At 43.1% G+C, this 12,866-nt stretch carries 10 protein-coding genes; 4 read left to right on the forward strand and 6 right to left on the reverse strand.

Annotated elements, in window-relative coordinates:
* Positions 1–278: 278 nt before the first annotated feature.
* The 5 genes from LC605_RS15120 to LC605_RS15140 form a co-directional block, all read right to left on the reverse strand.
* Positions 279–1,073: a DUF2993 domain-containing protein gene (locus LC605_RS15120; protein ID WP_229548348.1), complete on the reverse strand. Its 795-nt coding sequence runs from the start codon at positions 1,071–1,073 to the stop codon at positions 279–281.
* 273 nt (positions 1,074–1,346) lie between these two features.
* Complete coding sequence (locus LC605_RS15125) at positions 1,347–1,520, reverse strand: hypothetical protein (RefSeq protein WP_229548349.1); 174 nt, start codon at positions 1,518–1,520, stop codon at positions 1,347–1,349.
* 34 nt (positions 1,521–1,554) lie between these two features.
* Complete coding sequence (locus tag LC605_RS15130) at positions 1,555–1,851, reverse strand: hypothetical protein (RefSeq protein ID WP_229548350.1); 297 nt, start codon at positions 1,849–1,851, stop codon at positions 1,555–1,557.
* 344 nt (positions 1,852–2,195) lie between these two features.
* Positions 2,196–2,792, reverse strand: a complete 597-nt coding sequence (locus tag LC605_RS15135) for a DUF3177 family protein (protein ID WP_229548351.1) — start codon at positions 2,790–2,792, stop codon at positions 2,196–2,198.
* Between the two features lie 850 nt (positions 2,793–3,642).
* Entirely contained in the window at positions 3,643–3,888 is a 246-nt protein-coding gene (locus LC605_RS15140) for a Calvin cycle protein CP12 (RefSeq protein ID WP_229548352.1), read from the reverse strand.
* 370 nt (positions 3,889–4,258) lie between these two features.
* Between LC605_RS15140 and LC605_RS15145 the strand changes: the two genes are divergently transcribed.
* The gene (locus LC605_RS15145; protein WP_229548353.1) at positions 4,259–5,491 is read left to right on the forward strand and encodes an FIST N-terminal domain-containing protein; all 1,233 of its coding nucleotides are present in this window, start codon (positions 4,259–4,261) and stop codon (positions 5,489–5,491) included.
* Positions 5,492–6,012: 521 nt separating this feature from the next.
* Here LC605_RS15145 and LC605_RS15150 read toward each other — a convergent pair.
* Positions 6,013–7,140: a metallophosphoesterase gene (locus tag LC605_RS15150; protein ID WP_229548354.1), complete on the reverse strand. Its 1,128-nt coding sequence runs from the start codon at positions 7,138–7,140 to the stop codon at positions 6,013–6,015.
* An 839-nt stretch (positions 7,141–7,979) separates the two neighbouring features.
* On the opposite strand from LC605_RS15150, the gene LC605_RS15155 reads away from it, so the two are divergent.
* The 3 genes from LC605_RS15155 to LC605_RS15165 all read left to right on the forward strand — a co-directional run bounded on the left by LC605_RS15155 (position 7,980) and on the right by LC605_RS15165 (position 12,310).
* Complete coding sequence (locus LC605_RS15155) at positions 7,980–8,852, forward strand: S-methyl-5'-thioadenosine phosphorylase (RefSeq protein WP_229548355.1); 873 nt, start codon at positions 7,980–7,982, stop codon at positions 8,850–8,852.
* A 635-nt stretch (positions 8,853–9,487) separates the two neighbouring features.
* Positions 9,488–10,213, forward strand: a complete 726-nt coding sequence (locus tag LC605_RS15160) for a choice-of-anchor K domain-containing protein (RefSeq protein ID WP_229548356.1) — start codon at positions 9,488–9,490, stop codon at positions 10,211–10,213.
* A 369-nt stretch (positions 10,214–10,582) separates the two neighbouring features.
* Entirely contained in the window at positions 10,583–12,310 is a 1,728-nt protein-coding gene (locus tag LC605_RS15165; RefSeq protein ID WP_229548357.1) for a succinate dehydrogenase/fumarate reductase flavoprotein subunit, read from the forward strand.
* Positions 12,311–12,866: the final 556 nt, after the last annotated feature.

The raw sequence follows: 12,866 nt of genomic DNA on the forward strand, positions 1-12,866 counted from the left end.
CGTATTGCAATAACTCCTAACCCCCTTCAAAACCTAGAGATTTAAATACCGCCTAGAATCGTCTAGGCGGTATTTACAGCGATTTTCAGGTAAATGAACCACAAATAGACCTCTCTCCAAACCTCTCTCCTAAAAGGAGAGAGGCTTTGATTTTCTCCCCTTCCCTTGTAGGGAAGGGGTTGGGGGTTAGGTCTCATAATTGTGGTCTAAATACATGAAAACTGCTGTAATTTGTTTAAAGCTTCACTTTACCTGGCGTTTTTACATATAATACTGCATCAAGCACTACTTGGAATACGCTCAATTTCAGCATATCCACTGAAAATAAGTTTTTGACCTTCAGTTTCTAATCGGTTGAGCCGCATTTTCACTCCATCGAGGTCAAAACGATCAAGATCAACCATATTGTCCAAAATTTCTACCAGCGCCACGCTCAAGGTTTGCGAGATTTCTCGTTGGGCTTCTGGTACTTGGTCAAGTTCGATTTTTGGATCTTTGAACGAAACTCGCCGCCGCCTTTCAATGCCTATAGTTAGGATCATGCTCAGGGGTACAAGTTCACCATTATTTAAATCTGCTTTTGCTACAAGCTGTAAGCGATTTTCTGGCAATAGCTGTACCTGAACTTCGGTAAAGGAGACTGGTTCACCGCCAGATAATGCTGTCAGTGATGGTACGGTAAGGTTAAGCAAGCGCTTTTTCACCAGTTCCGCATTAAAAGCTTGGTTGATGCCTGCTTCTGATAATATGACTTGAGCGATCGCTTGAGTGGGTCGCTTAAGACTGAGTTTGCCACTTAAAACCGAACCGAAGTCAATGGCAACCGCATCCGTTTCAAAAGACATCTCCTCTACTGCAAAATCTCTCCGAATCACCAAGCCACGACCGCTCATTTTGAAGCTATCAATGCTGCCTTGCAACAGCTTGCTGGAGGGGTAGCAGCGCACAAAAACTTCTACTGACTCGCTTTGGGTAAACAGGTGGCGAATCGTTTGGCTGGCGACCGTGTTGAGCATCCGCTCTCCCCAATCTGTGCCTTTAGCATCTTGTAAACCAGTAAGTCCGCCGAACATGTGGTTTTTAGTCTCTAGAAGTTCTTTGTACTTTTGTAACAAACTGTGAAGAATACAGCAAGGGATTCCGTGATTTATTCTGCTGATGGTTAGGTATGAGATCACTGATGTTTGATAGGCTAATGTATTATATATTACCTATGGATTTGATTGACCGACTCCAATGCAATATTAGCCCCCTGAGTCAGCATTGCCGCAAAATTACGAATTACTTAAGTACGTTGGTGCGAAAAAACTTAAGTATGTTACGAAACGTAAATAAGCTTAAAACCCTTATGAATGACAAATGACAAATGACAAATGACAAATGACAAATGACAAATGACCAATGACAAATGACAAATGACAAATGACCAATGACCAATGACAAATGACAAATGACCAATGACCAATGACAAATGACCAATGACAAATGACCAATGACAAATGACCAATGACAAATGACACCCTTAGCCAGTTAACTTTAATTGCGCCGACCTACTTAGACTGCTACTTCTGATAATAGAACTTCCATAGCTTCCCAAGAGAGTCCTTGTTGAATATAACGAGGTGCTTGAGGATTGTAAGGACTTGCTACTCGGTCAATATTGAGAATGTTTGCCCCATCTGGCATAACTGGTATATCTGCATCAAATGCCGTAGGACGCATCAAAGAACTGGAAAAGCCTTTAAAAATAGCAATTGTATCTTGCTCATCAGCAATTTCTACCGTTACAAGTAAGACTTCTTGGGGGCGTTTAGCGGTGTATTGTTCCAGTCGCTTGCCAATGGAATTCATTTTTTTTTAAGTAGGGTAGGGGTACGGTGCATTGGTGTCAAGTTAACGTGAAACGGGGGGTTAGAAACCGCGTCTACACAAACTCTCACCCACCGACCTGGGTTTCAAAACCTTGATTTGACGTGAGTTTGCGCAGGCGGACGAAAGCCTGTATAGCCAAGCCAGTGCGGTCTTCTCCCTTGGCGCTAGCCTCTCCCTTTGGGAGAAGGGGAGACGCCAAAAGCGATAGCGCAGCGTTAGCGAGTCCGCGAGCGTCTGGGGGTTTCCCCCATGAGCAACTGGCGCGCGAATGACCTTCCCCAAGGCTTAAGTTGACATCTATGGGTACGGTGGCGCAGCGACGGTTACTGTGGTGTAGCCGAGCGTCCCTGCTTGCCCAGTTTAATCAGAACAAAATAGCTTAAGTAAAGTATATAAATTACTAAACTAGTTATACCAAGAAAACCTAAAAACTCAGCCTTGCTATTGGCATGGAAATATTCTTTAAATAGCAACGGAGCCTCGAACCAGACCCGACAATAGGGAGCCTTAAACACATTGGCAGAAAAAGCACAACCCAAAAAAGGAATAAAGGCTAGTGTGCCCAAAATACAATAAACAGTTGTAGCCCAGCGCCAAGAGGTAAAAATCAATTTTAAAGATCCACTGCTTTGATACTCAATTTCATCGTTGAGATCCACCCAGAACCACAGCGAAATCGGGATCAAAATCCGAGCCATCAACCCAGAGATAAAGCTAACTGGATACTGAGCAATCATTAAGTAAATAGTGATTGCCACTAGGCTTGATACTCGCCAGTATATAGTCAATAAGCGTTGTATACCTTCTGCTTTTTGCACAAATGCCCAAATCAGAAGAATTAGCGGAATAACTACCAGGAATAATACTGCCAGTCGGTAATCAATCCAGACGAAAGGGCGAAACCAAGTATTATAGTCCATAGTTTTTCTCAAACAATAAATAAAAAAGAATTCAGACTTTGATTTATTCTTGCCCACTTACTTGTATTCAAAACAAGTTTGTCGGGACATATATAGGAATCATATTTGATTTATGAAAAAATCCCAGTAGTCACGTAGGGTGCGTTAGCAAAGCGTAACGCACCATTCCAAGCGTGTGGTGCCGTACTTTCTGCGCTAACACAACGCTAGTTCGCTCAAGTCGGGAAACCCGCCCAAAGGACTGGCTCCCCTACGTGTATTTCAAAAATCAAATACTAGTCCTATAAGTAAGTCGGCAAGAATAAATAAAACTATATTACGAAACGTAAATACACCTGAAACCTTTATAAATGACGAAGGACAAGTGACAAGTGACAGCCTTAGCCAGTTAGCTTTATTTGCGTCGCTCTACTTAGATGTCATTGGTGTTAATTTAACGTGAAACTCTTATAAAGACATGATAATGAGTTCACTCACTTACCATCATGATCCGCGTTAGGGACTTCCAAATAAAAAAATACTCAGCTACTTCTTGTGGGGCGGGCTTTTCGGCTCACCCCACAAGATTGGGTAATTTATTTGTTGTCAGTCCCTTAGTTTTGAGGGTTTGTAGTAAGCACTTTACTGCTTAGGAAATAAGGACTTCAGTCCTGACTACGGGGAGCATCCCAATTGTGCTTAAATTTTTCCCCTTATTTTTTGTCTTTACGACTCAAGTCGGAGGCTTTAAACAGAACGCTTACAAGTGGAGGAAATTGGCAAATCTCTGCGTCCCCCACTCTGGGCGTCTTTTTTGGTTAATCCTGATTGCTTGCAGACCAAACAACAGAAAATTCACTTGTCTCAATTTCTAGTCGTCGTAAACTCGGCATTCTATTGCTTCTGGGTTGTCATCACAATACTGTTCTAGAGAGTTTTTTGGCTTGCTTTGGCGCTTGTGCGAAGCTTCGGCTTGCAATTCTTCTACTGCATCCCAAGCAGCAGCACACTCTGGTGAGTTGCTACCGTTAATATCACAGACAGTACGCGCTTGTTCCACTTCTTCTTGGATTTTCTCTTGGATGTCGCTCTTTGCTGTTTCTTGGATGTTGGTCATTGCTTTAGCCTCGTTGTGTGTTGTTAATACTAGTATAGAAAAAGTTTAGAAATGGCAGTTTTTGGCTTGATTACTAACCATTCTAACCACTTAGCCGATCATAACTTAGTGTTTTAGCCTATTGATTTATAACCAATACAGCAAACTAGCGCACATATAATGCATTTACCTTATATTTTTTAAGATTTTGTCGAATAAGTAGCATAGATGGATAATCATACAATATATTTAGATGCCTATATTAGGGAATGACAACCCCAGCTTCTTGGGATGGTGGAGACGAAGGGCTGGTGTAAATTCTTGTAAAATGCAATTCTTCCCAAAATAAAAAGTCAAAACTAGCCTAAAAACAGAAAGAAGCTCAAAACTCATGGCAGACCAAATGCAGTGGGCAAATGCCTTATCAACCCGTCATTCATTAGAAGCCTCTGTTACAGATGTGGTGGAACGAGCTGTTTCATCGTTAACAGCACCTGCGGATCTAGGACTGGTATTCATTTCGTCTGCTTTTACGAGTGAGTATTCCCGACTATTACCCTTGTTAGCTGAGAAACTTTCTGTGCCAGTGCTAATTGGCTGTAGTGGTGGAGGTGTGATTGGGACGACAGTTAGCGGAGATACTCAAGAACTGGAAGCCGAACCAGCTATTAGCTTGACTTTAGCATACCTTCCAGGAGTGAAGATTAAAGTATTTCATATTGTTGCTGAAGAATTACCTGACTTAGACAGTTCACCAGATGCTTGGCTTGATTTAATCGGTGTGCCACCATCACCGACACCCCAGTTCATCTTGCTGTCGAGTTCTTTCGCCTCTGGAATCAACGATTTGTTGCAGGGGCTGGATTTTGCTTATCCAGGATCAGTGACAGTGGGGGGACAGGCTAGCGGTGGGGGTATGGGTGGGCGTGTTGCCCTATTCTGTAACGATGCCAGTGGTGAGGAACACCAAAGCTTGTATCGTGAGGGCACTGTTGGTATAGCTTTGACTGGCAATATTGTTTTGGAAACGATTGTAGCCCAAGGATGCCGACCGATTGGGAAACCATTGCAAGTCACAAAAGCCGATCGCAATATTATTCTGGAGTTAGATGAGAAAGTACCTCTGATGGTGTTGCGAGATTTGATTGGTAGTCTGGGCGAAAAAGAACGGACTTTAGCACAGCACTCTCTGTTTGTTGGTGTAGCAATGGATGAATTTAAGCTGGCTTTGCAACAAGGAGACTTTTTAATTCGTGGTATTCTGGGAGTGGATCCAACAGCTGGGGCGATCGCAATTGGCGATCGCGTCCGTCCTGGGCAAAGGCTGCAATTCCACCTACGCGATGCTCAAGCCTCTGCTGAAGACCTAGAATTACTCCTGCAAAGTTATCAACACCAACGAGAATCTGAACCCTCTGCCGTAGCTGCTTTAATGTTTGCCTGTTTGGGGCGCGGTGAAGGACTGTATGGTAAACCTAATTTCGATTCTGAACTATTTCAGCGCTACCTTAACGATATTCCCCTAGGCGGCTTTTTCTGTGGCGGTGAAATCGGCCCTGTTGGTGGCAGAACCTTCTTACACGCCTACACCTCAGCATTTGGAATTTGTCGCCAAAATCAGTAATCAGTAGACATAGGAGTGAAAAAGAATTCTTTTGACGTAGCAGTGCTACGTCTCTACAAGGGTTCTGGGTAACGCATACTTAATTTCACCAGATGTCTATAGCGGTTCTCGCTTGGGTGCAGTACAGTTTTGACCTCACTTCCATTCCTCTCTCTAGGACTTACGCACTGTACAAATTGACGATAATATGCTTTACGCAAAATCAACGTTTCAGGCGCTGAACATAACCCTGATTTGGTCGCATATTGACTGTGTTCGATGTTAGATATGGCTCAAAAGCCCAAATTTCGTATAGTACATATGTATGATGCGTAAGTCCTATCTCCTAAGAGGAGAGAGGCTTTGAGTCTTTGAATCTTACTCCCCAACCCTAAGAAGGGAAGGGGCTGGGGGTTAGGTCTGTATTCCATGCAATTGAGAACCGCTATAGTGTTGAGTTTTGAGTTTTGAGTGCTGAATCAGGTTCTAACTCCCAACTCCTAACTCCTAACTCCCAACTCCTAACTCCTAACTCCTAACTCCTAACTCCTATCCAGCAAAAGTGTGGTGTTATTATCAATCAGAGTCAAAGTTCCACCAGTGGCGAAGTCTGGGTTAGGCTGTGATGCACTATAAGTCTCAATGTAGCGTCGCACTTCTAGAGGAAAATGAGGGTAATCTAACACTGCATCCCCATCAGCAATAGTTGCCCAAAAGTCGCGCAAGCTAGGAGCTAATTTTTTTGCTTGTGATAATGGTAAGTTTAATGGGGAGTGAGTTAATAGCTTGATTAGGAAGGGGAAAGAGCGATCGCCCATCCACTGCCGCGATGACTCTTGCAAGTCGGGGAACTCAGGTACTGACTCTACCCGATGGGATAAAATTTGCAACCATTCTTTACCTTGGTTATCCCGATGAAACTCTAGCACCCGGTAAGGGTGAGGATAGCTAACTAAAGAACCAGTGGTAATATCGTATACTCCTTGGGAGTAAGCAACATCCTGAACGTGTAAATGCCCAGTAAAAACTAGTTTGACTCCGTAGCGCCTTAGCAACTGCAACAGTTGGGCTGAATTCGCTAACATATACCGATTTGCCAGTGGATGGCTAGATTGATTAGGCAAATGCTCCACCACATTATGATGCACCATCACCAGAATTAATTCATCGCCAGATGCCGCCAGTACCTCTTCTAACCACCGTAGCTGTTTGGTATCCAAACACCCTACTTGCTCACCCTGGTCATTAAAGGAGTTAGAATTCAGTCCAATCAGCTTAACTCCAGGCAATAACTGACGAACATAGTAAATCTGCTCTGGATCGTCATAGCCAAACTTCGTGTAATAGTAGGGAAAATCCGCAAAAGCAATTGATTGCTGATTAGCCAACAGCACAGGAACGTCATGATTACCAGGAACAACATAGACAGGAAAAGGTAGCTGACCTAAACATTGTTCCAACCAGGCGTGATTCTCTGATTCGCCGTGCTGAGTTAAATCTCCTGGCAACAACAAGAAATCTAAATTCAGTTGTGTTAAATGTTCTAGTACACTTTGAAAGGCGGAGATACTGACTTCCACCAGATGAAACCGACTAGGATGATCCCAGATTGTGTGGGGAAGTGCCAGGTGTAAGTCGCTAACTACCGCAAAGCGAAAATTGAGAGTCATTGATTTATGAAAATGTTAAAAGCACGGGGTAAAATAAGCCTTTTGCCAAAAGTATAACGCTTGCTTTGTTTCTCTGCGTAAGAGGGTGTCTACTTAACATTTGTATACATTAAGCATCGATTACACACTATGGTGACGATTGGTTTACAGCAGAAATCATGTATTGGAACCACATCTGTCGTCAGGGCACAGCAATGTTCCCTACCCCGTGGTCTATTTACCTGAAAATAGCTGTAAGTAGAGCGACGCAAATAAAGCTAACTCGCTAAGGCTGTCATTTGTCATTTGTCCTTCGTCCTTCGTCATTTATAAGGGTTTAAGCTGTATTTACGTTTCGTAATATAGTTTGGTTTATTCTTGCCGACTTACTTAATACCAAGTTGCCAAAGTTAGTCTTGTTTATAATCAAGGTATGTGCTGGGCTGACTTTTAAGCAAAAAATAGCATCAAACACAACTTGGTATAAGACTGAATATATAGCGGTTCTCAATTGCATGGAATACAGACCTAACCCCCAACCCCAACCCTTGGAGGGAAGGGGGGTAAGATTCAAAGCCAGGACTTACGCAAAAACTCTCTGCAACTCTTATTTCTTGGCGTACTTGGCGTACTTCTCCCAGGGGGAGACGCACTCGCGTTTGCGGTTCGTTTTTTCATGATTTTGCGTAAGTCCTAAAAGCCTCTCTCCTTAAAGGAAGTGAGGAATGGAAGTGAGGTCAAAGTGTATTGCTTCCATTGGAGAAGCGCTATAAGCATCAATGCTTTGTTGATTGCCTTTTCTGCTACTCCCCTTTTCGATAAAATAACTGAGCAGATCAGCAAGGAAGAGGTTCAGAATCATGGCTCAAGCTAGTATTGGGATTATTGGTGGTAGCGGTTTGTACAAAATAGATGCGCTCAAAGATGTAGAAGAGGTGCAAATCGAGACTCCTTTTGGTTCACCATCTGATGCTTTGATTCTGGGGACTTTGGATGGTACACGAGTAGCTTTTTTGGCGCGTCATGGCCGCAATCACACGCTTTTACCGTCTGAATTACCGTTTCGCGCTAATATCCATGCGATGAAGCAATTGGGTGTGGAGTATTTAATATCAGCTAGTGCTGTTGGTTCCTTAAAAGCAGAGGCGAAACCACTGGATATGGTGGTGCCAGATCAGTTTATTGATCGGACAAAAAACCGGATTTCAACGTTTTTTGGTGAAGGAATTGTTGCTCACATTGCCTTTGGTGATCCGATTTGTCAGAATTTGGCTATTGTGTTGGCAGATGCGATCGCATCTCTCAATTTACCAGAAGTTACTCTCCATCGCGGCGGTACTTATGTCTGTATGGAAGGGCCGGCTTTTTCCACTAAGGCAGAATCTAATCTTTATCGCAGTTGGGGTGCAACAATCATTGGCATGACGAATTTACCAGAGGCGAAGTTGGCTAGGGAAGCAGAAATTGCCTATGCAACTTTAGCTCTGGTGACAGATTATGATTGTTGGCATCCAGACCACGATAGTGTGACGGTGGAGATGGTGATTGGCAATTTGCTGCGGAATGCAGTTAATGCTCAAAAGGTGATTCAAGAAACTGTGCGGCGCTTGAGTGAAAATCCACCACCAAGTGAGGCGCATTCGGCGTTGCAATATGCGATTTTGACTCAGTTGGATAAAGCACCAGCAGCGACCAAGGAAAAGTTAGGGTTATTGTTGCGGAAGTATTTGTAAGTAATAGCCCTCATCCCCTAACCCCGAATCCCAAATATGGGATTCGGGGAACTGGAATTATGTCTCCCCTCTCCCAAATATGGGAGAGGGGCTGGAGGTGAGGGAAAAGATTTAAGGGGATTTAGGGGGATCTAAAATTTTTGCTACCAACAAGGACAGGACTTTTCAAACACCCTCTTATGCTTTCTCGAACTAGGGTTCATATCATGTCCGCTTAACGCTCTTTTATTACTCTGAAAAAATAAAATATTTGTAGGTTGGGTTGAACTTTAGTGTTACCCAATCTACGGCCAGATTTATAAAAACTAGTCGCAACAAAGGTTTCTAATTTTTATCTCATGAGAGTCATAAAACAGTGTCCCAATAGCCCGTGAAGTACCAAAAAGAATTAGCTTTATATCAACTTGACAATTAAGTAGGGGTAGCAGTTAAGGTAGCGATCGCAATTACTGTTTTTCTGATTAGAAACTGGTGAAATATTTTAAGAACTGATAATTTTAGTTTAATAACCTATGTGTACAATATCCAGCTTCTTAAAATTACAATAAAATATTTGCGTATTTTCCGTAAATTTACTAATGTAGAATGGAGAACTAGCTGAAATAAGATCCAGATTGAGAATTAAAGTCTAAATTATGAAACTAAATTTGGTTGTTGCGACTGCTATATCTAGTTTTTTCGTCAGTGCAGGTACAGGATTTGGTTTCTCTAGTCAAGCACGCGCTCTAACTTTTTCTGGTATCTCTAGTGGTACATGGGGAGAACCTACTCCCAGAAGCACAGATACCAATCCCACATATAGAGGTGTGGGAAACAACTCATTTACTTGGGGTAAACCTCCTTTGTCAGCAGGACTTCCAAGTAAACTAACCTTTGATGGAAGTTCATTTTCAGCCGACATCGACTCTGTATTCAAAATAGCTGATTTAACTTACTTTAATGGAACGGTACTTAAAGGTACAAGCGTTGGATTTGTACCTTTAAATATCAATGTATCCTTCAGTCCTACCGTTGGAATCAGCCAATTTTTTGACTTCAAGTTGGGCCTAATAAGTACAGTTAATGAAGTAACACCCTCTGAAAATAATGCAGACTTTGTATTTATAGATACCAATTTGAGTAATCGCAATTTCACCTTTGGAGGGAATAAATACACCCTTGAGTTAACTGGTTTTGATCCAGACGTTCGCCAGTTAAGTATTGAGGCTCTTGAAGAAGCTACAACTACAACAGCCATTTATGCCAAAATCAAATCCATACCCGAATCTGCACCAGTAGTGGGTTTATCCCTACTAGGGATATACCTGATATATCGTAAAAATTTTTTGAGAAGAGCAAATAGTAAGAGCCTTGGTAATTAGAACAGGTGCTTCTGTTTACCCCCCGTTCAAATAGGCTCTCACCGCAGAGATATTAATTGAAGAGGACGCGGTAAAACCTTGATGTTTGAAAAGCATAAGTAAGTTGGCGCGAAAAAATTAAAGTATGTTACGAAATGTAAATAGCCTTAAAATTTTTACCAGTGACCAATACAACTCTACCAGAGGCTGCACTTCGACTACGCTCAGTGACCACGCTAACGACTTCTTAGACCAGAACTGAGACGGGGAGTGGGGAGTAGGGAGTGGTGCTGACAATTCAGGTTACGTCGAAAAATCCACCAAAAACCTAACCCCCCTTCCCGATGCGGGAAGATAGAACAGCAGTGGTTTGCAATCAGGGGGCTAATTATGCTTGAACATGATGTGATTATTGTCGGGGGTGGATTGGCAGGATGTCGCGCTGCTGTGGAAATTGCCCGTATTGACCCCAGTTTAAATATTGCTGTGGTTGCTAAAACCCATCCAATTCGATCGCACTCGGTGGCGGCTCAAGGTGGTATGGCTGCATCGCTGAAAAATGTTGATTCAGAAGATAGTTGGGAAGCACACGCTTTTGATACTGTCAAGGGTTCTGATTATTTGGCAGACCAAGATGCTGTAGCAATTCTCGCCCAAGAAGCGCCAGGTGTGGTAATTGACTTGGAACACATGGGCGTCTTATTTTCTCGCTTACCCGATGGTCGCATTGCTCAACGCGCTTTTGGCGGACATTCCCACAACCGCACTTGCTACGCTGCTGATAAGACCGGTCACGCGATTTTGCACGAATTGGTTAACAATTTGCGGCGTTATGGGGTGCAAGTTTATGAAGAATGGTACGTGATGCGTCTGATTTTAGAAGAAAATGAGGCCAAGGGTGTGGTCATGTTTCATCTTTTGGATGGACATATTGAGGTAGTGAGAGCTAAAGCAGTAATGTTTGCCACAGGGGGTTATGGTCGCGTTTATAATACTACCTCTAATGATTACGCTTCTTCTGGTGATGGTTTGGCAATGACTGCGATCGCAGGTTTGCCCCTCGAAGATATGGAATTTGTCCAATTTCATCCCACTGGCTTATATCCGGTAGGCGTGCTAATTTCAGAAGCGGTACGGGGAGAAGGGGCGTATTTGATTAATAGTGAAGGCGATCGCTTTATGGCGAACTACGCACCCAGTCGCATGGAACTAGCTCCTCGTGATATTACCTCACGAGCGATCGCTTACGAAATTCGCGCCGGACGTGGGATTCATCTCGATGGAAGTGCTGGAGGCCCCTTTGTCTATCTGGATCTACGCCATCTGGGTAAAGAAAAAATTATGAGTCGCGTTCCCTTCTGTTGGGAAGAAGCACACCGCCTAGTAGGTGTTGACGCGGTAACTCAACCTATGCCAGTCCGTCCGACAATTCACTATTGTATGGGTGGTATTCCAGTTAACACTGATGGGCAAGTTCGCAGTAGTGGCGATGGTTTAGTTGATGCTTTCTTTGCTGCGGGTGAAACATCTTGTGTTTCCGTACATGGTGCAAATCGCTTGGGGAGTAATTCACTGCTGGAGTGTGTAGTTTATGGTAAGAGAACTGGGGCTGCGATCGCCAAATTTGTGCAAAAACGTAAGTTACCTTCTGTAGATGAGCAACGGTATGTAACCGAAGCCCAGCAACAAATTCAAGCTTTGCTAGAACAACCAGGACAGTACCGCATTAACCAAGTTCGTCAAGCCTTCCAAGATTGTATGACTGAGTACTGTGGTGTTTTTCGCACTGAGTCATTAATGACTGAAGGGTCACAGAAATTAGAAAGAATACAACAGCAATATCCTCAAATTTACCTAGATGACAAAGGTAGTTGCTGGAATACGGAACTCGTGGAAGCCTTGGAATTGCGAAGTTTGATGGTAGTAGGGCAGACCATTTTGGCATCAGCTTTAAATCGCCAAGAAAGTCGTGGCGCTCATTTCCGCGAAGATTATTCGCAGCGAGATGATGCTAACTTTCTTAAACACACAATGGCCTACTATTCACAAGCGGGAATTGATATTCAATATCGTCCAGTGGCGATTACCATGTTTGAGCCAAAAGAGCGGAAATATTAGTCAAACGCGATGTGCAACTTATTCTCAGTAAACCAAAAAGTTTTTTAGAAGTTTTACCACCTGGACATTTCAGCTAAAACCAGGGATCTCACAGAACTCACAAAACAACGTTTTATTGAGCATTTCAGACGATACCCCTAGTTACCTTCAAGCGAGCGATCGCTTGATCCCTCTAAAAGCAATGGTGAATACTCCAGATTCACAATGGCTGAAACCCTTGTTTTTACGTTGGTTTTGAAAAGTTTGTGGTTTACTGATTCTTAAAACCCCACTTCCATTCCTCTCCCCGTTTCGGGGAGAGGCTTTGATTCTTGCTCCCCTTCCCTAGCAGGGAAGGGGTTGGGGGTTAGGTTTGAGAGTAAAGTTGCACATGGCGTTAGTCAACTGAACTGTATTGACATATAGCGGTTCTCCGCAAGCGTGAGGTACAACCCACATTCCGCACCCACAACTGTCACACCCCAAGGAGACGGATATATTTAGTACATAAGAACTATTTATTAGGAGAATTTACTAGAGCTAAATAGGAATTACTATTATTAAGCTGGATGTATAG

It is taken from the genome of Nostoc sp. CHAB 5836, from assembly GCF_020829445.1.
Taxonomy (GTDB): domain Bacteria; phylum Cyanobacteriota; class Cyanobacteriia; order Cyanobacteriales; family Nostocaceae; genus Nostoc.

Coding starts and splice junctions, on each gene's coding strand:
- LC605_RS15120 (WP_229548348.1), bottom strand. CDS start 1,073: ATGTTCGGCGGACTTACTGGTTTACAAGATGCTAAAGGCACAGATTGG.
- LC605_RS15140 (WP_229548352.1), bottom strand. CDS start 3,888: ATGACCAACATCCAAGAAACAGCAAAGAGCGACATCCAAGAGAAAATC.
- LC605_RS15150 (WP_229548354.1), bottom strand. CDS start 7,140: ATGACTCTCAATTTTCGCTTTGCGGTAGTTAGCGACTTACACCTGGCA.
- LC605_RS15135 (WP_229548351.1), bottom strand. CDS start 2,792: ATGGACTATAATACTTGGTTTCGCCCTTTCGTCTGGATTGATTACCGA.
- LC605_RS15130 (WP_229548350.1), bottom strand. CDS start 1,851: ATGAATTCCATTGGCAAGCGACTGGAACAATACACCGCTAAACGCCCC.
- LC605_RS15145 (WP_229548353.1), top strand. CDS start 4,259: ATGGCAGACCAAATGCAGTGGGCAAATGCCTTATCAACCCGTCATTCA.
- LC605_RS15160 (WP_229548356.1), top strand. CDS start 9,488: ATGAAACTAAATTTGGTTGTTGCGACTGCTATATCTAGTTTTTTCGTC.
- LC605_RS15155 (WP_229548355.1), top strand. CDS start 7,980: ATGGCTCAAGCTAGTATTGGGATTATTGGTGGTAGCGGTTTGTACAAA.
- LC605_RS15165 (WP_229548357.1), top strand. CDS start 10,583: ATGCTTGAACATGATGTGATTATTGTCGGGGGTGGATTGGCAGGATGT.